The following is a 21,120-nucleotide window of genomic DNA, read 5'->3' as shown; positions in this document are numbered from 1 at the left end:
GGGCAGACCGCCACCGCGAAAAATTGCATCATTGGCAGACGAAGCTGGCGGCATCGGATTCGGGACCGCTTCCGTCGTAGGTCGCCACGGTCGGCCAAGCGCAAAGCGGGCGGCTTTGTCCGTTTAGACCTGCGCCCGTCGCAATAAGGCGGTTGGGCGCCTCGCCCTCCTCAACCCAGGCCACGATGGTATCCAGCACGTCAAAGCTGTCCGGTCCCGGACCTCCCCGACAATGGCCCATACCCGGTACCGGGAAGTAGCGCGCAAAATTCGCCGCATCGCCCATGTCGGCCTGCAGAGCAGCCATGTACCGCGCCGTGTCGTTGGCGGAGATCGCCGCGTCGCCAGTGCCGTGGTAAAAAAGGATCTTGCCGCCCGCATCACGGAACGCTTCAAGGTCAGTCGAGATCGCATCCGCAAAGGAAGCCGAGGCCTCCATGCGCTGCGGATCGCTGTCGAAATCGAAATTGATGATGTCGAAGTCCGGGTCGGGCGGTGTCAGGAACACGTACTTGATGCCATTGTTCGACAGGCCCGCCTTGATCGCGTTAGGCTCCGGGGTTTCAGAGGTGCCGAGGCGCCAGCTGCGCCAGCCCTTGTCGGCGATCGCCGGATCGTAGCTCCACTCAACGTAAAAGCGGTTTCCCGCACTGTCGCGCGACCCCTTGTGCAGCAGCTTCAGCGTTTCGATCTGGTTGCGGCTCAGGCAGGCATCCTGCCCCTCGCCACATACCAATGCTGACGGATCATAATCGCAACCATCTGGATCAAGCACCAGCCCGTCTTCAAGGCCGTCCAGTGCATCGCACTGCTGGACAATATCGCGTGCAAGAAGATCAAGATCAGCGTCGGAAAAGGCGCGTGACAAGATGGGATGGCCCGCCTCGTCCTTTGGGGCGATTGCCGTCAGTTTCTGAAGGCCCCAGGCGGTATCGACGTGGCTGCGCGACAGGCGGAACACCGGCGCGCCCGCGACGATGCCATCGAAGAGTTCGTGAAACCGCTGACTGGCCATCATGCCCTGCCGCCCGCCGTTCGAGCAGCCAACGAGGTAGCTGTGGTGCGGGGCCTCGTCATAGTACGCGGTTGTGAGCGCCTTTCCGATCTCGGCAACGTCCTTGATCGCCTGATAGCCCCAAGCCTCGCGGGCCTTCGGATCAAGTCCGAATGAGCTGTCAGTGTCCTCATGTCCAGCGTCGGTTGAGATCACTGCGTAGCCCTCTGCCACGGCCGCCGGTTCGCCAGTCGGCTGCGACCCGCCGTAGGCCGGGCGCACCTTGCCGTCTAGACCCCCGGCGCCCTGAAAATAGAACCGACCGTTCCAGCCCTCGGGAAGACGCAACTCGAAACGGTCTCCGAAGAGAACATTGCCTGCGCCGCGCCGCTCGTCCAGCACGCCGGAGACCTTGCAATATGCAGGAAGATCCTGCCCGGCATCAGCATCCGGGCCAGCGGCAACCCACGCTACTTCAGAGATCTTCAGTCCGTCCCGGACCGTTTCCACAAGGGCTGCGCAGCTTGCCTCCTCCGCGTAAGCCCCGGTCGAAATGGCACAGAGCATCAATGCGCCGTGAGTTATCAACCTCATGATTCTCCTCCCAAAAAATCCCTTGAGAGTGAGGTTAAATCAATTTGCTAGCTTTGTCACTTAATGAATCTCGAAACCTTCGCTTTGTGGGTCGGCTCAGGTCAGAAGCTTCATGTCGATCCGCACCTTGTCTCCGCGATAGATGCCGTTCGCCACGAGGATCAGGCGCCCCTCCTCATCAATGGCTAGACGCTGAACAAGCACGATCGGATCATTCATCGACAGCTGCAGAAGCTGCGCGGTCTCGACATCGGCAGAGGCCACCGACAGGATCTGCCGGGCGTCGGCAACGCGCACGCCAGGAAGATCCGATACCAACCGCATGGCGGTGGTCGTGGTGTAGTTCTCTTCCGGGATCAGCGGCTGAATCTTCTCGTCCACGTAGACGTCCGCGACAAGGAAGGGCACGTTCTGGCGGCGATGCAGGCGGCGCAGGTGCCGATAGCTCGGCGCCACAGTGCCATGGTCGAAATCGGCCTGCGCCAGCGTGGCGCCCGGCGTGTCCGACAGCACCTCGATCTGCGCATCGGCGCGCGACATCAGCAAACCGTTCCAGTCGGTCTGCACCTCGCACCACAGATCGCGCTCCGGTCGGGCACGCACGAAGGTGCCCTTTGCCCGGAAACGCTCGATCAGACCTTCCTGCTCGATCTGGTCGAGCGCCTGCCGAATGGTCATTCCGGCGACGCCGAATTCCTTGCCGAGTTGCTCGACCGTCGGAATGCGCTCTCCGATGGCCCAATCCCCACGTTCGATCCGCCCGCGGAAGAGCGAGGCCAACTGGATGTAACGGGCGACATTGCTCTTTTCGAGCAGGTCGGACGAGCTGGATTTCGCCATAAAGAAGCTCCTAGTTTTCCATCGCTTTCCAAAGGCATCACGCGATATGATAGCTTTATATCACTTATACCCGGAAGAGGGGAACCATGCGAGCCGCTCAACGACGTGAAGGCAACTCGAACAATGCGCCCTGAGCGATCGGCAGATCGGCCTTCACACCCTCAGGTACCGGAATCTCGTGGGCATTGAGGGTCATCGCGACCATCGAGTAATAGCCCACGACCGCCGTCAGTTCGACGACCCCCACCTCGCCCCAGCGTTTGCAGACCAAATCGTAGACCGGCTGTTCGGGCGTGCCCCGGGTGAGCAACTGGCAGACGAAGTCATAGATCTCGCCCGCGGCATCATCCTCGCCGAAATCGGGCACTTCGCCGACGCGCAGGGCATCGATCCAGCCCTGATCGAGATCCGCCTTCAGACCGTCGCGTTCATGGATGGCCCATTCCAGCAGGCTGTTCCAGCGCCGCGCAGTGATCAGGATCGCCAGTTCGTTTAGGTAGCCCGGAAGCGTTGTCTCAAACCGCAGCACACGGCCGAGTTGCTGCCAGCGATCGGCAAGAACCGGATTGTGCAAGGCCGCTCGCAAGGGCCCGACGAGCACGCCGCGCGGCCCCGATACGATCTCGTCGAAGACGGCCTTCTGTGCCGGCGACATGGTCTCCGGCGCGGGGAAGCTGATACGTCCCATGCTGGTCATCCTTTCACCTTGGCCGCGGCGACGCGGTCCCGGATTTCATCGGTATGCTGGCCGAGCAGCGGCGGCGCGGCATCGAACGACAGCGGTGCCTCGGCAAAGCGCATCGGTGAGACCACCTGCGGGACAGTTCCGGCAAGCGGATGCTGCAGGTGCCGCAGCATCTGGCGGTGTTGCACCTGCGGCTCGTCCAGCACGCCCGGCACGGTGTTGATCGGCGCGCAGGGCACTTTCACCGCCACTAGATCGGCCCGCCAGTCGGCGAGATCGCGGCGGCGCAGCGTGTCGCAGATCATAGGGTGCAGCACGTCGAGGTTCTCGACACGAGCCGCATTTGTGGCAAAGCGCGGATCCTGCGCCCAGTCCGGGTGGCCGAGGGCGGCGGCGAAGCGCACGAACTGCTCGTCGTTGCCGACGGCGATCACGATGTGCCCGTCGCGGACCGGGAAGATGTCCTGCGGCTGGATGTTCGGATGCTTGTTGCCCTTGCGGGTCGGCGTCGCGCCCGACACCAGATGGTTCATCGCCTGGTTGGCCAGCATCGCGGTGGCGACGTCGAGCATCGCAAGATCGATGTAGTCGCCCTTACCGGTCTCGGACCGGCGCGCCAGGGCGGCGAGCACGGCCACAGTGGCGTACATGCCGGTCATGATGTCGATGACCGGCACCCCGACCTTCTGCGGCCCGGCCCCCGGCTCGCCATCTGGCACACCGGTGACCGACAATAAGCCGCCCATCGCTTGGATCATGAAGTCATAGGCCACGTCCTGCGCCATCGGCCCGTCCTGACCAAAGCCGGTGATCGAGCAGTAGATCAGCCGCGGGTTGATTGCGCGCAGCGACGCCTCGTCGAGCCCATAGCGCGCCAAGGTGCCGACCTTGAAGTTCTCGAGCACGATGTCGCTTTCGCGGGCGAGATCGCGGATCAGCTCCTGACCTTCCTCCGAGGCGATGTCGACCTCGACCGATTTCTTGCCTCGGTTGACCGAGAGGTAGTAACCCGACTCCTTGGTCGGCTCTCCGGCGCTGTCTTTCATGAACGGCGGCCCCCAGCGCCGGGTGTCATCCCCGACGCCGGCGCGTTCCACCTTGATGACCTCCGCTCCGAGGTCGGCGAGAATCTGGCCCGACCAGGGGCCGGCCATGATGCGGCTCAGGTCAAGCACCCGAACATGGGAAAGCGGTCCGCTCATGTTATCTCCTTTTCGAAAGTCAGGACGCCTGCGGTGACGTCGTCGCCCGCTGCGCCGTCATCGACGATGGCGGTGGCAGCGACCGAGGAGCGCTCGGCCCAGGTCGCGGCGAGCGCCGCAAGGCGCGGGAAATGGGTCCGCCAGGCGCTGTCGCCCCAGCGGAAGTCAAGCTGGCCGAGGAAGCAGATCACCGCGACATGGCCAGCCCCGAAGGGCCGGCCGGCCAGCGCGTCGGCCTCGGCCTCAAGCGTGGCCATGACCGCAGCCATCTTGGCGCCGAAGCTGGCGGTGATCGCGTCCCAGGCGCCCTGCGGGCGAAGCCGTTCTGTGCGCCAGGCCAGCAGGATGTCGGTCGCGCCGTCGGCCAGCGCCTGCCAGCGCTGCGCCTCGATCCCGGCGTCCAGCACGCCGTCCCGGTCGAGCCAGGCGCAAATCACCCGGCTGTCGAAGAGCACACCCTGATCGGTGACCAGCGCCGGGATCTTGCCCAGTGGGTTGTCTGCCAGCACGGCGGGGTTCGGTGGCAAGTGGCTGGCAACGACGTTGCGCATCAGCTCCACGTCATCCATCCGGCCAGTCTCATGTAGGGTAATCATCACCTTACGCACGAAAGGCGAGCGGGGGGACCAGTGCAGTTTCATGCCGCAGCCTTCACCTCGGCCAGAAAGGCCGAGAGCAGTCGCGCGGTGGCGTCGGGCTGCTCGAAGCAGGGCACGTGTCCCGCGCCAGAGACCCCTTCGAACCGCGCGCCGACGCTCTCGGCGATGCCGCGCATGGTCTCGGGGATCTTGCCGTCTGACAGACCCGCCACGAGCAGCGTCGGCACCGCAATCTTCGGCAGGACAGAAGCGTAGTCGTAGCCCTGAAGCGCCGTCGCGCAGGCCTTGAACCCCTCGAATGGGGTCGCCGCAATCATCGCTGCCAGCGCCTCGGCCCGCTCGGGTGTGGTCAGCCAGCGCTCGGCGGTGACCTTGGCGTAGCCGTCCATGCCGAGCCTGCGGGCCTCATCGATCCGCGCGCCCCATGTCTCGACCGCCGCCGGGGCGGATTTCGCCATGCCGTCCATGAAGACTAGGCCGACGAAACGCTCCGGCGCCTTGGCATAGGCGGCCAGCGTTGTCGGCACGCCCATCGACAGGCCGACGCAGACCGCGCGGGGGACGCCCGCGTGGTCCATCACCGCCAGCAGGTCCTCCGAGAGCAGTTTGAAATCCACTGCGCCGTCCGGGACGTCCGAGCCGCCATGGCCGCGCTGGTCGTAGCGCAGCACGTTCCAGCCCGAGAGCCGCGCTACCACGCCGTCCCAGACCGACAGATCGGTGACCAGCGAGTTCGAAAACGCCACCCAAGGCGCGTCGTCCCCGGCGCGGTCGATGCGGATGTTGAGCCGCGTGCTGTTGATCGCCTGCAGGGTCATCAGCGCCCCTTCCAGACCGGCTTGCGCTTTTCGACCACGGCGGCAGTCGCTTCGCGGGCGTCCTCGGTCTTCATCAACTGGGTGCTGAACTGCTGTTCGATCTGGTAGCCCTCATCGACGGGCAGAAACTCGATCTGGTTCAGGGACTGCTTGCCGATGCGCAGGCCCAGCGGCGCCTTAGTGACGATCTTGGCCGCCAGCGCGCGGGCCTCCTCCATCAGCTGATCGGGGGCGTAGATTTCCTGCACGAAGCCAAAGCGCCATGCCTCCTGCGCGTCGATCGGTTCCCCGGTGAAGAACATCTTGCGCAACAGGCCCTGCGGCAGGTGCCGCCCCATGTGCGCCGCCCCGCCACAGCGGCCAATGTTGACCTCCGGCGTGCCGAACTTCGCGGTGTCCGACGCCAGCCGGATGTCACAGACCGACGCCAGCACCGTGCCTGCGCCAAGCGCGGGACCGTTCACCGCCGCGATGGTGGGTAGCGCGCAATCGCGGACCGACTTGAAGCAGCGGCGCACGACGCGGGCGCGGGAGGGGTCTTCCTCCACGGTGGCGGCAAGGAATTCCTTTAGATCAAGCCCGGCGCAGAAGGCGCGACTGCCGGCCCCGGTCAGGATGATGCAGTTGATCCCCTCCCAAGTGTCGGCGGCGTCAAAGGCTTCGCCGATCTCGGCATAGTTGGCGAGAGTGATGGCATTGACGGGGGGCACGTCGATGGTGATCTCGGCGACTTTCCCGTTGAAGCTGATGTCGATACCCATTGGTCGGTCCTTTCTGAAATCAGGCGGCGGCGAGGGAGATGGCGATGCCCTGCCCCACCCCGATGCACATAGTCGCGAGCGCGGTGTGGCCGTCGCCGCGCGCGATCATCCGGGCGGCGGTGCCGGTGATCCGCGCGCCGGACATGCCGAGCGGATGGCCGAGCGCGATCGCGCCGCCATAGGGGTTCACCCGGGGATCATCGTCGGCGATCCCGAGCCGCCGCAGCACGGCCAGCGCCTGCGCGGCAAAGGCCTCGTTGAGCTCGATGCGGTCGAAGCTGTCCGCCGTCACACCGAGTTGGGCGCAGAGCTTCTCGGTCGCCGGGGCCGGGCCCATGCCCATGATGCGCGGCGCCACCCCCGCGGTTGCGCCGCCGGTGATCCGCGCCAACGGCGTTAGTCCGTGGCGTTTCATCCCGGCCTCGGTGGCAAGGATCAGAGCCGCCGCCCCGTCGTTGACCCCCGAGGCATTGCCCGCGGTGACACTACCGCCTTCGCGAAATGGGGTCGGAAGGGCCGCCAGCTTCTCGGCGGTGGAACTGCGCGGATGCTCGTCCTGATCAAAGATGACCGGCGGACCCTTGCGCTGCGGCACCGCCACCGGGATGATTTCCTCGGCCATCACGTCGCGCGAGGCGGCCGCCTTCTGCTGGCTGCGCAGGGCAAAGGCGTCCTGATCCGCGCGCGAGATGCCGAAGTCGGCGGCAACGTTCTCGGCAGTCTCAGGCATCGAGTCGGTGCCGTAGCGCGCATGCATCTCCGGATTCACCAGTCGCCAGCCGACAGTCGTATCCTCAACCTTCGACTGACGCGAAAAGGCGCTGGTCGCCTTTGGCATCACGAAGGGCGCGCGCGACATCGACTCGACGCCGCCCGCAACTGCAAGATCCCCCTCACCCACGGCAAGCCGCCGGTAGGCCGCCAGAACCGCATCCATGCCGGAGCCACAGAGCCGGTTGATCGTGGTGCCCGACACGGTCTCTGGCAGCCCGGCGAGCAGCAGCGCCATGCGCGCCACCGACCGGTTGTCCTCGCCCGCCTGGTTGGCACAGCCGTAGATGACATCGATGGTATCAGCCCAGTCGAGGCCTTCATGTCGATCCTGCAACGCAAGCAGCGGTAGCGCACCGAGATCGTCGGCGCGAATGCCCGAGAGGCTGCCACCGTAGCGGCCGATGGGAGTGCGGATGTAATCGCAAATGTAGACCGTCTGCATGGCTTAGCCCTTCAGGTCTTCGAGGATTTCGGGCACCGGGCCCCGGGCGAAGCCATGGCCGATCGCCGTCTCAAGCGCGTCGAGATCGGCCTCGATGCGGTCCGCGGACTGCTGTGCCGCCCACCACAGCGGCCCGCCCTTCCAGCGCGGGAAGCCGTAGCCATTGGCGAGGGTCACATCGATGTCGGAGGCGCGCTGCGCGACGCCCTCGTACAGCAACAGCGCGGCCTCGTTGACCATGGCGATCAGCAGTTGCCGCTGGATCGTCTCGGCGTCGAAGGAACGCGGGGTGGTGCAGGCCTCGGCGCGCTCGGCCTCGATGATTTTTGCCACGTCAGCCGAAGGTTCGGGGCGCTTCTCGGGGTAGTCGTACCAGCCGCCACCGGTCTTGCGTCCCAGCCGTCCCGCCTCGCAGAGCCGATCGGGGATGGTGACGTAGCGCGCTGCCGGGTCGCGCGTCGCGGCCTGCCGCTTGCGCATTGCCCAGGCGATATCGAGCCCGCTCATGTCGGACACCGCGAACGGTCCCATAGCGAAGCCGAAGGCTTCGACAGCTGCATCCACATCTTCGGGCGCGGCGCCGTCGAGCACCAGCAGCTCGGCACGGCGGCGGTAGGCGGCATAAATGCGGTTTCCGATGAAGCCCTCGGCGACGCGCGCCACAACGGGCTGCTTGCCAAGGCGCTTTGCCAGTGCCAGCCCGGTGGCCAGCACCTCGTCGGCGGTGGCTTCAGCGCGCACGACTTCGAGCAAACGCATAACATCGGCTGGGCTGAAAAAATGCAGCCCCAGCACGCGCGACCGGCCAGGCAGGTCGGCGACCATGGCGTTGATGTCGAGATACGAAGTGTTCGTGCCGATGACCGTTTCGCGTGGCAGCGCGGCGTCGAGCTCGGTCAAGAGCGGCACCTTGACCGACAGTTCTTCGAACACCGCCTCGATGACCAGATCGCAGCCGGTCAAATCCGAGATCACCGTGGTTCCCGAAAGCGCAGCCAGCTGCGAGGCAAGCGCCACCTCCGAAAGCCGTCCCCGTTTGTGCTTGGCTTGCAGGGCATCCCGCAGCGCCCCAAGACTGCGTTCCAGCGCGTCGGCGTCCCGCTCGACGAGAGTGACCGGCAGGCCCGCGGCGAGGCAGGCGCGCGCAATACCCTGCCCCATGGTCCCGCCGCCGATGACACCGACGGCCGAGACTGGGCGCGGCTTAGCGTCGAGCCCGTCGACGCTGCCCGCCTTGCGCTCGGCAAAGAACAGGTGCCGCAGGGCGAAGGCGTCGTCGGACAAGCGCAGCTTCTGGAACACCGCCCGCTCGTCCGCCAGCACCGCGGCAACATCCGGGTCCGCAGACGCTTTCACCAGACGGATCGCCTCGGCGACATTCGGGCGACCCCTGCCCTTGTGAAGCGCCTTCGCGGCGGCGGCCTCGATCGCGGCCTCGTCCTCTTGCGGGACGCCCAGTTGCGCCACAACGCGCTTCGGACGGTCTTCCAATAGAAATTTCTTGGCGGCCTCCAGCAGATCGCCTTCAGCGACCACGTCCACGAGGCCGAGGGCCTCCGCCTTGACGCCAGGGATACGGGTCGCGCCGCAGATCATCTCGAGCGCGGCGATCCGTCCCGTGAGCCGGGGCAACCGCTGTGTGCCGCCCGCACCGGGTACCATGCCCAGCGATACCTCCGGAAGACCCAGTTTCGCCTCAGGTGTTGCGATACGGTAGTCGCAGCCGAGCGCCAGCTCGAGCCCGCCGCCGAGTGCCACACCGTGAATGGCGGCAACCACGGGGAATGGCGCCTCTTCGCAAGCGGTGATTACGTCCGGCAGCTCAGGCCAGGCTAGGGGCGCGCCGAACTCGCGCAGGTCCGACCCGGCGATAAAACTGCGCCCAGCCCCGATCAGCACCGCGCCTCGCACGTCGCCGCAACGCCGCAGCGCCTCAATGAGGCCCTTGCGGATCGCGTGGGACCCAGCGTTGACCGGGGGATTGTCGATGGTCAGCACGGCAATGCCGTCGGTGACTTCGAGGTGAACGGTGCCATGCGAGGGAGCACTGTAGGTGTTCATTGGGCTATCCTCTCTCAATCGGTGGAATGGGCCGCGCTGCGAGCAGGTTCGCGAGGGCTGTCGATTACGGTGAAGCGGTTCAGCAGGACTGCCGCCGCGAGAAGCGCCAGCCCGATGCCGTCCGACAGGTAGCCGGGGATCACCAGCGTGACCGCAGCCGCGCCCAGCAAAACGCGCGCCGGAATGCTCAGTCGCCCGACGAAATGGAGCCAGCCCTCGCTTGCGGCTGCCATCAACCACACCGCCAGCACTGCGCTGCCCACATCATGCAGGATGTCGAGCGGTGCACCCTGCATCACGAGCGTCGGGTTGAGCACGAAGATGAACGGCAGCACGAAGTTGACGGCCCCGAGGCGCATCGCCAGCACCCCGGTGCGCATGCCGTCGGACTTGGCGATCACGGCGGCGGCGAAGGCGGCCAGCGCGACCGGCGGCGTGATGTAGCTCAGCATACCCCAGTAGAGGATGAAGAGATGCCCTGCGATCGGGTTCAGCCCCGCCCCGGCCATGGCCGGCCCCAGCACGATGGCTAGGAAGATGTAGCAGGCGCTGACGGTCATCCCCATGCCCAGCACGAAGGAAGTCAGGGCCCCGAAGAGCAGCAGCAGGAAAACGTTGTCACCGGCGAACTGCAGCAGCTCGCGCGAGAAGGCACCGCCGACCCCGGTGTAGCTGAGCGCCCCGACGATCAGGCCTACGCCGGCCAGAATGCCCACGATGTTGGCGATGTTGCGCACCGCGTCTTCAAGCAGATCGACGAGGCGGCCGAGCGTCAGCTGGTTCTCGCCACGGATCCAGCCGTTGATCGCGCTCGTCACCAGCAGCATGAGGGTGGCGTAGAACGGCGCCTGCGCCTCGATCCCGCGCGCCACGATCAGGTAGACGAGCACGACGAGCGACAGCAGGAAGTGCCAGCCGCCCTTCAGTGTCGGCCAGAGCTTCGGCAGGTCCTCGGGGCGCTGCCCGGCGAGCCCTCGGCGCGCGGCATAGCAGTCAGTCTGCAGCATGAGCGCGAGGTAGAACAGCGCCGCCGGAACGATCGCCGCGATCATCACGGTGGAATAAGCGACGTTGAGGTTCTCGGCCATGATGAAAGCCACAGCGCCCATGACCGGGGGCATCAGCGCCCCGCCGGTGGAAGCGCAGGCCTCGATCGCCGCGGCATAACGGGCCGGATAGCCGACTTTCTTCATCGTCGGGATGGTCATCTGCCCGGTGGTCACGATGTTGGAGATCACCGACCCAGACAGCGAGCCGAAAAAACCCGAGGACAGGATCGCCACCTTGGAGGGACCGCCGCGGCTGCGGCCCAGAAGCGCCTCGGCAAAGGCCATGAAGAAGGCACCACCACCGGTCACCACCAGCGCCGAGCCGAAGAGCAGGAAACCGATCAGCAGACCTGCGACGACGCGCATCGGCACGCCGATGATGCTCTCCGATCCCAGAGCATGCATCATCACCAGGCCGGGAATGTCGGTGGACGGCCCCCAGAGAAAGCCCGGCATGCTCTCGGCGAAGAGCGGGAAGAGGAAGAAAAAGCCACAGATGAGCAACAGCACCAGCCCGCCCGTCCGCCGAAGCGCCTCGAGCACCAGGAGGCAGAAGACCCCGGAGACGACCTGCGCATTGGTTGGCGCGACGAGGTCCCAGCCCTCCATCAGGATGCGCTCACCGTTCCAGGCGAAGAAACAGGCGGAGCCGAGAGCGAGAACTGAAAAGACCACGTCCGCGATCCGACCCGCCACGCCAAACTTGTCATGAGGCAGTGGGTAAGCCTGGAACACAATGGCCAGGAAGATGCCGGTCAGCAGGTAGAAATACGACGTGTCGAGCAGCACGTAACCGATCAGCATCTGCGTATTGAAGAGCCGGTCGACGTTCAGCAGGAGCGCGATCAGACCGAGGATGAGCACCACCGCTCGTGTCGGGCCGTGCATCATGCCGACCTTGACACCTGAACTCTCGGAAGTGCCCTGCTGGTCGGACACAGGAATAGACTGCGGATCGCTCATCACGGACCTCGCTCACGCTCTGAAGTAGGAAGGGGGGCGGGTCCGAGCTGAACGGACCCGCGTGACGTAATCGCTGGGATCAGTTCGTCAGGTGGTCAGCACGCCAGCTGTCCCAGAACTCGGGCCAACCCTCATCGTCGCCATCATAGGCCGCGCGCGCTTCGGCCCAGGCGGCCTTCACCGCGTCGGCACGGGCCAGGCGTTCGTCCTGCCAAGCCTGCGCTGCTTCGGTCCAATAGCCCATTTCCTTGGCGTAGCGGATCGCGCCTTCGTGGAAGGGAGCGTCGGCCGGCGGCACGATGGCACCTTCCACGGCCCAGTTCGCCGCCTCGGCCGTGGCGTCGCGGAAATCGCCAAAGCTCTGATCGATCGCTTTTACGAGGTTGTAGACCTCGTCTTCGCTGGTTTCGGCGTAGGTGGCCAGCATCGGGTAACGGTAGCCCAGCAGCCACACCGGGTTCTCTTCGGAGATGCCAGCCCCGGTGGTCTGTTGGTGCGGCTCGGCAAAGCTGATGACGCTGGTGGCGTTGTCCCAGCCCTCGGTGTCCTCGGGCGAGAAGTTAAGCCAGGTCAGGCCACGCGCACTGGCTTCGATTTCGCGGGCGAAAGAGGAGGTCGGAACCATTCCCATGGCATCGAGCTGGTTGGAGATGATCGCGTCCTTGAGTGCACCGTAACTGCCAAACCAAACCTCTTCGATGTCATCGCGGGTGAGACCGCCGAAGGCAAGATAGGCGTCGGTCTTAATGTTCAGCGACGGGTTGCCGCGGACAAAGCCGACGCGCTTGCCGCGCAGGTCGTCGACGCTGTCGACTCCGAGGTCACCGGCGGCGATGATCCCAACGGAAGCCGGGCGCCCGAGCATCACACGCACATCCTGAGGCCCCCAGTCAGGCGCCGAGAATTCATAGGTGCCTTCGCTGGCGAAGAAGAGCTCATTCGACAGGAACCCGAACTGCGCGCGCTGTTCGCGCAGCGGCAGCAGGCGGCCGATGGAGGTGCCCGAGGGAAGAACCCGGATACGAGTGTCGAAATTGCCCTGGACGGCGTTGGCGATAGCCGAGGCCTCGGTGTAGCCGCCGGACCCGACGTCATAGGCGCTCCAGATCATCGATCGCGGCAGTTCGGCAGCGTCCTGTGCGAGCGTGGCGGTCGCGCCGAAGCCGGCGATGGCAAGCGCAGGCAGGGCGTTCACAAGCAGTCTAAGCATGAGGGGGGCTCCTCTCCCAGTTATCGATCAGCCGAGCCCGAAGCGGTGGCCGATCCCTCCCGTGAAAGAGCTAAAACATTAAAAGCTATATTACTAGCTTTTTGTTGTGTGCAGAAGTTCAATCGGAATTTCTGACTTGCTGAGAGCAAGTTACCCCAGGCCTCATGTGCGCATGGCTTCGGGGAGCCGGCGTCTCGCGTCTCCTTTGCCTGCGAACAAGACTTCGCAGCGCGAATCGATGTGGCGCTCAACCGCACACACCAATGCATGGACCACGGGTCCGCCACGCCGTGGCGCTTCGCCTCGTCAAAGCTGCCGCCGCCAGACCATGCCCCAAGGTCCCTCGCCAGACGGGTCCATTGGTCCAGCAATGGGTGCTGCTGAAGTTGACCCATTGCTTGGGTCGGGTTCCCTCACTTCTATCATGAAGGTCTTTGGGTCACGATAGTCCCGCCGGACATCGCGCCAAGCGCGCGGACTAGCCACCTTTGAGAGCTACGAATGTGTCCACGTCCGGGCCCATAAGGTCGAACTATGTAACAACAGGCCGTGGTCGCCGCACGTTATTCCGAACTGCAAAACGTTCTCCGGCTGTCGGGCGACGCTAGTCCGAGACCCGCTCGCGGAGCGCCGTCCAACCAAGATCAACCCAAGAGATACGGCGGGATCGTCGCGATGAAATCCGAGAGATGATCGCCCCGTAGCCGGACGTGTGCGCTGGCTGCCGACATCGCCTCGTCGGGCCGCCGTCCTTAGAAATAAGCCACACGTAGCCTTCAGCCGAGCGCCTCAAGCCGGGTCTTTCGAGGTGATAGCCAAGAAACGTATCGCTCACGACCGCCCATTGGATGTTTCTCACGCGGCAATAGGATTCCGCTCTGGCCAGCGCACTCGCAAATATCTGTGACGTGCTGCATCCTTGCGCGCGTGAGGGAGGGAGGCACCATGACGACGATCCGAGGCAAGGACATCACCGAAACGATCCGCGCAGCGCTTCAGTACATCGCGGTTTACCATGCGCCGGACTACATGCAGCGCCTCACCGAGGCTTATCGGAGCGAGGAGAGTCCCGCGGCACGGGACGCGATCGGCCAGATCTTGCAAAGCGCGCGGATGGCGGTGCTCGGCCACCGCCCGGTCTGCCAGGATACCGGAATGGTGACGGTCTTTGCGCGCCTCGGTCAGTCGGCGAAGATCTCCGGCGACCGGACATTGGAGGAGTGTATCAACGAAGGCGTCCGCCTTGCCTATCTCGACGAGGGCAATCCGCTGCGCGCTTCGATGGTGGCCGACCCGATCTTCGCCCGCCGCAACACCCGCGACAACACCCCGGCCGTGACACACGTGGAGAGCTGTCTTGGCGACAGGCTCGAACTGATGGTGGCCGCGAAGGGCGGCGGTTCGGAAAACAAGGCGCGCTATGCCATGCTCGATCCCGCCGCCTCGGTCGCCGACTGGGTTGTCGAGACCGTCGAGGGCTTGGGCGCGGGCTGGTGCCCACCGGGGGTGATCTCGGTCGGTGTTGGCGGGAGCGCCGAGAAGGCCATGCTGCTTGCCAAGCGCGCGCTGATGGACGAGATCGACATGCACGACCTGCTGGAGCGCGGCCCCGCAACACCTGAGGAGGAGTTGAGGGTCGAACTCTACGGGCGGATCAACGCCCTGGGGATCGGCGCGCAGGGGCTCGGCGGGCTGACCACGGTGGTCGACGTGAAGGTCACGTCCTACCCGACCCATGCCGCATCGAAGCCGGTGGCGCTGATGCCGCAATGCGCGGCAAACCGGCACGCCAAGGTGACGCTCACCGGCGAGGGGCCGGTCTACCTTGATCCACCCGACCTCTCGCTTTGGCCCGATATCGGCGGCAGCGCGTCTGACGGGACCCTGCGCAGGGTGAATGTCGACACGCTGACCAAGGAGGAAATGGCCCAGTGGCAGCCCGGAGAGACGCTGCTGCTGAGCGGGCACATCCTCACGGGGCGCGATGCCGCTCACCGGCGTATCAGCGAGATCGTCACGCGGGGTGAGACGTTACCCTTCTCACTGCAGGGCCGGGTGATTTACTACGTCGGGCCGGTCGACCCGGTCGGCTCCGAGGTGGTGGGCCCCGCCGGGCCAACCACCTCGACCCGGATGGACAGCTACACGCAGATGATGCTCGATCAGGGGCTGCTGTCGATGATCGGCAAGGCAGAGCGCGGGCCCGATGCAGTCGAGCGCATCGCTGCAGCCGGCGCGACCTACCTCATCGCCGTGGGCGGCGCGGCGGTTTTAGTATCTCGAGCGATCCGGGGCGCACGCATGGTTGCCTTCGAGGACCTCGGCATGGAGGCGGTCCGCGAATTCGAGATCCGTGATATGCCGGTGACAGTGGCGGTGGACAGCACCGGGCAGTCGGTGCACCGGCTCGGCCCGGCGCGCTGGCGCCGGGCCCCCGCGCCTGCCGAAAGCTGAGCCGGCCCTCCGCGCGTCAACCGAAGGGGCCATAGACTGAGCATATGGCCCCCATGACAAACCCGTATTTCCGCTGATCCGCCGCGATGCGGCAGTCTGCAGACCAAAGCGCCCTTGGGCGCAGGTAAAGCCGACGGAAGGAGAGCGCGTTGCTTCAGCACGTTGAAGAAGACTTTCAGGACATTCGCGACGCAGTGCGCGCGCTCTGCGCCCAGTTTCCCGACGAGTACCACCGCAAGATCGACGAGGCCCGCGGCTACCCGGAAGAGTTCGTCGACGCGCTGACCAAAGCGGGCTGGATGGCCGCGCTGATCCCCGAGGACTACGGCGGCTCGGGACTGGGGCTGACCGAGGCCTCGGTGATCATGGAGGAGATCAACCGCGCCGGCGGCAACTCCGGCGCCTGCCACGGCCAGATGTACAACATGAACACGCTCGTGCGGCATGGTTCCGAGGAGCAGCGCCGTCGCATCCTGCCCAAGCTGGCCTCGGGCGAGCTGCGCCTGCAATCCATGGGGGTGACCGAGCCGACCACCGGCACCGACACCACCAAGATCAAGACCACCGCCGTCAAGAAGGGCGACCGCTATGTGATCAACGGGCAGAAGGTTTGGATCAGCCGGGTGCAGCACTCTGACCTGATGATCCTGCTCGCCCGCACCACGCCTCTCTCGGAGGTGAAGAAGAAATCCGAGGGGCTGTCGATCTTCCTCGTCGACATCAAGGAGGCGATGGGCTCGGGCATGGAGGTCCGCCCGATCCCCAACATGGTCAACCACGAGACCAATGAGCTCTTCTTCGACAACCTCGAGATCCCCGAGGAAAACCTGATCGGCGAGGAGGGCAAGGGCTTCAAGTACATCCTCACCGGGCTCAACGCCGAGCGCACGCTGATCGCGGCAGAATGCATCGGTGACGGCTACTGGTTCATCGACCGGGTTTCGAAATACGTAGGCGAGCGCACCGTTTTCGGCCGTCCCATCGGTCAGAACCAGGGCGTGCAGTTCCCCATCGCGGAAAGCTATGTCGAGGTCGAGGCCGCAAACCTCATGCGCTACAAGGCCTGCGCGCTCTTCGACGAGGGCAAGCCCTGCGGCGCCGAGGCCAACATGGCCAAGTATCTCGCAGCGAAGGCTAGCTGGGAGGCGGCCAACGCCTGCATTCAGTTCCACGGCGGTTTCGGCTTCGCCTGCGAGTACGACGTCGAGCGCAAGTTCCGCGAAACGCGCCTCTATCAGGTCGCGCCGATCTCGACCAACCTCATCCTGTCCTACGTCGCCGAGCACGTGCTCGGCCTGCCTCGGAGCTTCTGATGACCCTCCCCCTTGCTGGCCTGAAGGTCGTTGCCGTCGAGCAGGCGGTGGCGGCTCCTTTCGCCACCTCGCGTCTTGCCGATGCCGGCGCCGAGGTGATCAAGATCGAACGTCCCGAGGGTGACTTCGCGCGCGGCTACGATGCCGTCGCAGCGGGGCAATCAAGCTATTTCGTCTGGCTCAACCGCGGCAAGACCTCGGTCGCGCTCGATCTGCGGTCTGATGGCGGGCGCGTGGAACTTGCTCGGTTACTCAAGGATGCCGACGTGCTGGTCCAGAACCTCAAACGCGGCGCGCTTGGCCGACTGGGCTTTACGCCCGAGCGTATCGCCCGCGACTACCCGAAGCTGATAACCTGCTCGATCACCGGCTATGGCGAGGGTGGTCCCATGGCAGACCGCAAGGCGTACGATCTGCTGATCCAGGCGGAGTCGGGGCTCTGCTCAATCACCGGCGGCCCGTCGGAACCGGCACGTGTGGGCATGTCCATCGTCGATGTCGCCACAGGCGCCACCGCCCATGCCGCCATTCTCGAGGCGCTGATCGCGCGAGGGATCACCGGCAAGGGTACGGCGATCACCATCTCCATGTTCGACGTCATGGCGGAATGGATGACCGTGCCGCTGCTCAACCACGAGGGCGGTAAGACCCCGCGCCGCGTCGGCATGGCGCATCCTTCGATCTCGCCCTACAGCGCCTTCGAGACCCGTGACGGCCAGCTCATTCTCATCTCGATCCAGAGCGACAGGGAATGGCGGATGCTCTGCGAGCACTTCCTGAAGCGCCCCGAGCTTGGACGCGATCCGCGCTTTGCCACCAACGTCGCGCGGGTGGCCAGCCGTCCCGAGACCGATGGCATCGTCGCCGAGGCCTTCGCCCGGATGAGCCATGACGAGGCTATGGCCGCGCTGGACAGGGCGGATGTGGCCATGGCATCGGTGAACGATATGGCAGGGCTTTCAACCCATCCCCACCTGCGGCGCATCGAGGTCGACACGCCCAACGGGCCGGTGTCCTACCCTGCACCCGCCCCGCGCGTTGCCGGAGAAACCCGCAGCTACGGTCCGGTGCCGGGCCTGCCAGCGCCGCATCTCGAGACGGAGAATTGAGCATGAGCGAAACCATGACCGATCCGGACATCGACATCGACGCCCTTCGTCGCTGGATCGGTCGGACCGAGACCCGCTCGGAACTTCTGACGCCTGCGCTTGCCGAACGTTTCAACGCCACCTTCGGGCGCAACGGACCACTCGACGACGGCGCCGAGGCGCCCCTGCTCATTCACCTTTGCCTCACCCAGCCAGCGGTGCCCGCAGGCGAACTCGGCCCGGATGGTCATCCCGCGCGCGGAGGCTTCCTGCCGCCGGTTCCGCTGCCCCGACGCATGTGGGCCGGCGGTGCCTTCACCTTCCACCGTCCGCTGCGCCTTGGCGCGACGGTCACGCGGCTTTCGACCATCCGCGACGCAGTGCTCAAGCGTGGCCGCACCGGACCGCTCTGTTTCGTCACCGTCGAGCACGAAATTTCAGACGGCGATGGCCCCGCGGTCACCGAGCGCCAGGACATCGTCTATCGCGGTGTCGATACCGGAGCGCCAAAGGCCGAGCCCGACGCCGCCGCGCCCGGCGCGCACCGCAAGGAGATTGCAGCAGATCCCGTACTCCTGTTCCGCTACTCCGCGCTCACCTTCAACGGCCATCGCATCCACTATGACCAGCCCTATGTCACCGGTGAGGAAGGCTACCCCGGGCTGATCGTGCACGGCCCGCTGCAGGCGACGCTGCTGGCCCAATATGCCGCCGACCTGCGTGGCGCGATGCCTTCCGAATTCCGCTTCCGAAGTCTATCCCCGCTTTTCGACACGGCGGACTTCACGCTGAACGCGCAGGACACCGCGGAAGGCATGAGCCTCTGGACCTCGCGGCCGGATGGGCCCGTCGCGATGGAGGCAATCGCCCGATGGTAAGCCTCGAGACGCTCCGCGCCCCGCTCTTCGTGCCCGCCAACCGCCCCGACCGCTTCGCCAAGGCGGCGGCCTCGGGCGCCTGCGCGGTGATCCTCGACCTCGAGGACGCCGTGGCGGTGGAGGCCAAGGACGCGGCCCGCGCAGCGCTCGCCTGCGATTTCACCGATCTTCCCGTCCTGGTCCGGGTCAACCCCGCCGCCACGCCATGGCACACTGCGGACGTCGAGGCCGCCGCCGCCCTGCCCTTTGCAGCAGTCATGCTGCCCAAGGCGGAATGCCCGGATGCCGTCGCCGAGGTCGCGCAGCGGGCGGGCCGTCCGATCCTGCCGCTGATCGAAAGCGCGCGCGGGCTTGCCGCCGCGCGAGAGATCGCCGCCTGTGCGGACGTGCCACGCCTCGCCTTTGGGTCGATCGACTTTTGCGCCGACATCGGTTGCGAGCACCTGCGCGACACTCTGCGCTCGGTGCGGCTCGAACTGGTCATCGCCTCGCGCCTCGCCGGGATCGCCGCGCCGATCGACGGTGTCACCACCGACCTCTCGGACCCCGAACTCACCGAAGACGACAGCCGCCATGCCCGCAGCCTCGGCATGAGCGGGAAGCTCTGCATCCACCCGCGGCAGATCGCACCGATCCGGATCGGCTTTGCCCCGACCGCCGCCGAAAGGGACTGGGCCGCGCGCGTCCTGGCCTCGGGGGACGGGGCGGTTGCTGTGGATGGCGCCATGGTCGACGAGCCGGTGCGCCTGCGCGCCCGCGCCATTCTGGCGAACGCGGGCTGAGTTCAGCCTGGCAGCTTACGCAGGACCCGGACCATGTGCGGCTGGGTGAGCTGGTAGGGCGCCTCGTCGCCGGGGTTCTCGGCCCAGTGCAGGAAGTCCCGGGTCACGGCCTCGGGATCAGCATCGATGAGGGCCTGGCGCGCAGGGTCCGCCGCGCAGAGATAGGTGACAAAGGCGTCTACGGACGCGAAGCGGCTGATCCGGTCAAGCTGCACATCCTCCACGGTCTCGCAGCGCTGACCGGCACCGAAGCGATCCAGCGCCGCGCGCGCCTGCGCGCGCACCTCCGTTTCGTCGTCAACCCGGCGCATCGCCTCGAAGAAGCTGCCCCGGGCCAGCGGCTCGACGACCACAAGAACGCCGTCCGGCCGCAGCAGGCGCCATGTCTCCGCGAGCCCGGCGTCCATCATCCCCTCCGGAACATGGTGCAGGGAATTCAGAAAAACCGCCGCGCCGAAGCTGCCCGCCCGCGCGGGGATGGCCTCGGCCCCCGCCTGCAGAAACTCGGCCCCCGGTGCCCGGCCCCGGGCGATCTCCAGCGTTTCTGCCTGCGGGTCGACACCGGTGACGGCGTAGCCGCGACGCACCAGCGCCGCGGCGAGATCACCCCTGCCGCAGCCAATGTCGATGACCCGGCGCACCTCCTCGGCGGCAAGCACACCGAGGATCTTGGCCGTTACGACGCTGGTCTCGGGCGTCGCCCCCTGCCCCGTCGCCTGGCGCTTCGCGTCGAGCATCTTGCGGCTTGGCATGGGTCTTCTCCTCTGGCCTTGGGGGTACCGGGACGGGATCCCGGATCAGACAGTTCTGCCGCCGTCGACCTCAAGGATCACGCCGGTGATGAAATCCGCCTCGTCCGAACCGAGATAGAGCGCGGCATTGGCGACGTCGCGCGGTTCGGAGAAGCGACCCATGGGGATCGTCGCGAGGAACTTCTGCCGGTTATCTGGGGTGTCAGGCATGCCCATGAATTGTTCGAGCAGCCCGGTGACCCCCATGACCGGCGCAATGCCGCAGACCCTGATCTTGTCCGGCGCCAGCTCGACCGCCAGGGACTTGGTCATGATGTTCACTGCGCCCTTGGACGAGTTGTACCATGTCAGGCCGGGCCGCGGACGGATGCCCGCCACCGATCCAACATTGAGCATCACGCCGCCACCCTGCTTGCGCCAGAGCGGCACGCAGGTCTTGGTCATGTGGAAGATCGACAGCACATTGATGTCGTAGATCCGCCGGAAAGTTTCTTCGTCGGTTTCCATCAGCGGCCGGTTCGGGTTGGTCCAGCCGGCGTTGTTGACCACGATGTCCAGACTGCCGAAGGCCTCGGTGGTCTGCGCCACCGCCGCCTCGACCTGGTCGGACTTGGACACGTCGCAGGTGACCGCGATGGCGTTCGGCCCGAGTTCCTCGGCCACGGCGCGGGCGCCATCGGCGTTGAGGTCGGCCACGGCGACCTTGGCCCCCTCGCGGATATAGACCTCGGCGATGCCCTTGCCGAAGCCCGAGGCCGCGCCGGTGATCATAGTTGTCTTGCCCTGAAGTCTCACTTTCATTCTCCTAGCCATGTCTTTCGGGCCGGCCCCCGCGGGCCGGCGAAACCTGTCGCAATGTCT

At 65.8% G+C, this 21,120-nt stretch carries 18 protein-coding genes; 5 read left to right on the top strand and 13 right to left on the bottom strand.

Annotation, left to right across the window (positions count from 1 at the left end):
• Positions 1-28: 28 nt before the first annotated feature.
• From ACXAJT_RS14360 to ACXAJT_RS14310, 11 genes are all read right to left on the bottom strand, one after another.
• Complete coding sequence (locus ACXAJT_RS14360; protein ID WP_475236301.1) at positions 29-1,588, bottom strand: tannase/feruloyl esterase family alpha/beta hydrolase; 1,560 nt, start codon at positions 1,586-1,588, stop codon at positions 29-31.
• Positions 1,589-1,684: 96 nt separating this feature from the next.
• Positions 1,685-2,428: a GntR family transcriptional regulator gene (locus tag ACXAJT_RS14355; protein ID WP_475236300.1), complete on the bottom strand. Its 744-nt coding sequence runs from the start codon at positions 2,426-2,428 to the stop codon at positions 1,685-1,687.
• Between the two features lie 97 nt (positions 2,429-2,525).
• A complete protein-coding gene (locus tag ACXAJT_RS14350) occupies positions 2,526-3,116 on the bottom strand; it encodes a carboxymuconolactone decarboxylase family protein (RefSeq protein ID WP_475236299.1) in 591 nt (196 codons plus the stop codon).
• Between the two features lie 5 nt (positions 3,117-3,121).
• Positions 3,122-4,315: a CaiB/BaiF CoA transferase family protein gene (locus ACXAJT_RS14345; protein ID WP_475236297.1), complete on the bottom strand. Its 1,194-nt coding sequence runs from the start codon at positions 4,313-4,315 to the stop codon at positions 3,122-3,124.
• The gene (locus ACXAJT_RS14340) at positions 4,312-4,956 is read right to left on the bottom strand and encodes a glutathione S-transferase (protein ID WP_475236295.1); all 645 of its coding nucleotides are present in this window, start codon (positions 4,954-4,956) and stop codon (positions 4,312-4,314) included. Before ACXAJT_RS14340 ends, ACXAJT_RS14345 begins: the two co-directional genes overlap by 4 nt.
• Entirely contained in the window at positions 4,953-5,732 is a 780-nt protein-coding gene (locus tag ACXAJT_RS14335; protein ID WP_475236294.1) for an alpha/beta fold hydrolase, read from the bottom strand. Before ACXAJT_RS14335 ends, ACXAJT_RS14340 begins: the two co-directional genes overlap by 4 nt.
• The gene (locus tag ACXAJT_RS14330) at positions 5,732-6,493 is read right to left on the bottom strand and encodes an enoyl-CoA hydratase-related protein (RefSeq protein ID WP_475236292.1); all 762 of its coding nucleotides are present in this window, start codon (positions 6,491-6,493) and stop codon (positions 5,732-5,734) included. The genes ACXAJT_RS14335 and ACXAJT_RS14330 overlap by 1 nt, the downstream gene beginning before the upstream one ends.
• Before the next feature lie 19 nt (positions 6,494-6,512).
• Entirely contained in the window at positions 6,513-7,709 is a 1,197-nt protein-coding gene (gene pcaF, locus ACXAJT_RS14325; RefSeq protein WP_475236291.1) for a 3-oxoadipyl-CoA thiolase, read from the bottom strand.
• A gap of 3 nt (positions 7,710-7,712) precedes the next feature.
• The gene (locus tag ACXAJT_RS14320) at positions 7,713-9,770 is read right to left on the bottom strand and encodes a 3-hydroxyacyl-CoA dehydrogenase NAD-binding domain-containing protein (protein WP_475236289.1); all 2,058 of its coding nucleotides are present in this window, start codon (positions 9,768-9,770) and stop codon (positions 7,713-7,715) included.
• Positions 9,771-9,784: 14 nt separating this feature from the next.
• Positions 9,785-11,782, bottom strand: a complete 1,998-nt coding sequence (locus ACXAJT_RS14315) for a TRAP transporter permease (protein WP_475236287.1) — start codon at positions 11,780-11,782, stop codon at positions 9,785-9,787.
• Positions 11,783-11,861: 79 nt separating this feature from the next.
• Positions 11,862-12,992, bottom strand: a complete 1,131-nt coding sequence (locus tag ACXAJT_RS14310; protein ID WP_475236285.1) for a TAXI family TRAP transporter solute-binding subunit — start codon at positions 12,990-12,992, stop codon at positions 11,862-11,864.
• A gap of 945 nt (positions 12,993-13,937) precedes the next feature.
• On the opposite strand from ACXAJT_RS14310, the gene ACXAJT_RS14305 reads away from it, so the two are divergent.
• From ACXAJT_RS14305 to ACXAJT_RS14285, 5 genes are all read left to right on the top strand, one after another.
• Positions 13,938-15,446, top strand: a complete 1,509-nt coding sequence (locus tag ACXAJT_RS14305; RefSeq protein WP_475236284.1) for a fumarate hydratase — start codon at positions 13,938-13,940, stop codon at positions 15,444-15,446.
• Positions 15,447-15,595: 149 nt separating this feature from the next.
• Positions 15,596-16,759, top strand: a complete 1,164-nt coding sequence (locus tag ACXAJT_RS14300; protein ID WP_475236283.1) for an acyl-CoA dehydrogenase family protein — start codon at positions 15,596-15,598, stop codon at positions 16,757-16,759.
• Complete coding sequence (locus ACXAJT_RS14295; protein ID WP_475236282.1) at positions 16,759-17,868, top strand: CaiB/BaiF CoA transferase family protein; 1,110 nt, start codon at positions 16,759-16,761, stop codon at positions 17,866-17,868. Before ACXAJT_RS14300 ends, ACXAJT_RS14295 begins: the two co-directional genes overlap by 1 nt.
• A gap of 2 nt (positions 17,869-17,870) precedes the next feature.
• A complete protein-coding gene (locus ACXAJT_RS14290; protein ID WP_475236281.1) occupies positions 17,871-18,725 on the top strand; it encodes an HTD2 family dehydratase in 855 nt (284 codons plus the stop codon).
• On the top strand, positions 18,719-19,507 hold the full coding sequence (locus ACXAJT_RS14285) for an HpcH/HpaI aldolase/citrate lyase family protein (RefSeq protein ID WP_475236280.1): 789 nt from the start codon (positions 18,719-18,721) through the stop codon (positions 19,505-19,507). Before ACXAJT_RS14290 ends, ACXAJT_RS14285 begins: the two co-directional genes overlap by 7 nt.
• 2 nt (positions 19,508-19,509) lie before the next feature.
• Here ACXAJT_RS14285 and ACXAJT_RS14280 read toward each other — a convergent pair whose 3' ends face one another.
• Together ACXAJT_RS14280 and ACXAJT_RS14275 are read right to left on the bottom strand one after the other, a co-directional pair.
• Entirely contained in the window at positions 19,510-20,259 is a 750-nt protein-coding gene (locus ACXAJT_RS14280; protein ID WP_475236279.1) for a class I SAM-dependent methyltransferase, read from the bottom strand.
• Between the two features lie 45 nt (positions 20,260-20,304).
• Positions 20,305-21,054: an SDR family oxidoreductase gene (locus tag ACXAJT_RS14275; protein ID WP_475236501.1), complete on the bottom strand. Its 750-nt coding sequence runs from the start codon at positions 21,052-21,054 to the stop codon at positions 20,305-20,307.
• Positions 21,055-21,120 lie beyond the last annotated feature (66 nt).

This window comes from Salipiger sp. ABF4_146, assembly GCF_056161345.1.
The sequence above is the reverse complement of the archived record's forward strand: the minus strand, read 5'-3'. Positions and strand labels throughout refer to the sequence as shown.

Excerpts from the sequence above, each read along its gene's own strand:
- ACXAJT_RS14295 (WP_475236282.1), top strand. The coding sequence starts at position 16,759 with ATGACCCTCCCCCTTGCTGGCCTGAAGGTCGTTGCCGTCGAGCAGGCG.
- ACXAJT_RS14305 (WP_475236284.1), top strand. The coding sequence starts at position 13,938 with ATGACGACGATCCGAGGCAAGGACATCACCGAAACGATCCGCGCAGCG.
- ACXAJT_RS14355 (WP_475236300.1), bottom strand. The coding sequence starts at position 2,428 with ATGGCGAAATCCAGCTCGTCCGACCTGCTCGAAAAGAGCAATGTCGCC.
- ACXAJT_RS14315 (WP_475236287.1), bottom strand. The coding sequence starts at position 11,782 with ATGAGCGATCCGCAGTCTATTCCTGTGTCCGACCAGCAGGGCACTTCC.
- ACXAJT_RS14345 (WP_475236297.1), bottom strand. The coding sequence starts at position 4,315 with ATGAGCGGACCGCTTTCCCATGTTCGGGTGCTTGACCTGAGCCGCATC.
- ACXAJT_RS14290 (WP_475236281.1), top strand. The coding sequence starts at position 17,871 with ATGAGCGAAACCATGACCGATCCGGACATCGACATCGACGCCCTTCGT.
- ACXAJT_RS14350 (WP_475236299.1), bottom strand. The coding sequence starts at position 3,116 with ATGGGACGTATCAGCTTCCCCGCGCCGGAGACCATGTCGCCGGCACAG.
- ACXAJT_RS14340 (WP_475236295.1), bottom strand. The coding sequence starts at position 4,956 with ATGAAACTGCACTGGTCCCCCCGCTCGCCTTTCGTGCGTAAGGTGATG.
- ACXAJT_RS14320 (WP_475236289.1), bottom strand. The coding sequence starts at position 9,770 with ATGAACACCTACAGTGCTCCCTCGCATGGCACCGTTCACCTCGAAGTC.
- ACXAJT_RS14285 (WP_475236280.1), top strand. The coding sequence starts at position 18,719 with ATGGTAAGCCTCGAGACGCTCCGCGCCCCGCTCTTCGTGCCCGCCAAC.
- ACXAJT_RS14280 (WP_475236279.1), bottom strand. The coding sequence starts at position 20,259 with ATGCCAAGCCGCAAGATGCTCGACGCGAAGCGCCAGGCGACGGGGCAG.
- ACXAJT_RS14335 (WP_475236294.1), bottom strand. The coding sequence starts at position 5,732 with ATGACCCTGCAGGCGATCAACAGCACGCGGCTCAACATCCGCATCGAC.
- ACXAJT_RS14330 (WP_475236292.1), bottom strand. The coding sequence starts at position 6,493 with ATGGGTATCGACATCAGCTTCAACGGGAAAGTCGCCGAGATCACCATC.
- ACXAJT_RS14310 (WP_475236285.1), bottom strand. The coding sequence starts at position 12,992 with ATGCTTAGACTGCTTGTGAACGCCCTGCCTGCGCTTGCCATCGCCGGC.
- ACXAJT_RS14360 (WP_475236301.1), bottom strand. The coding sequence starts at position 1,588 with ATGAGGTTGATAACTCACGGCGCATTGATGCTCTGTGCCATTTCGACC.
- pcaF (WP_475236291.1), bottom strand. The coding sequence starts at position 7,709 with ATGCAGACGGTCTACATTTGCGATTACATCCGCACTCCCATCGGCCGC.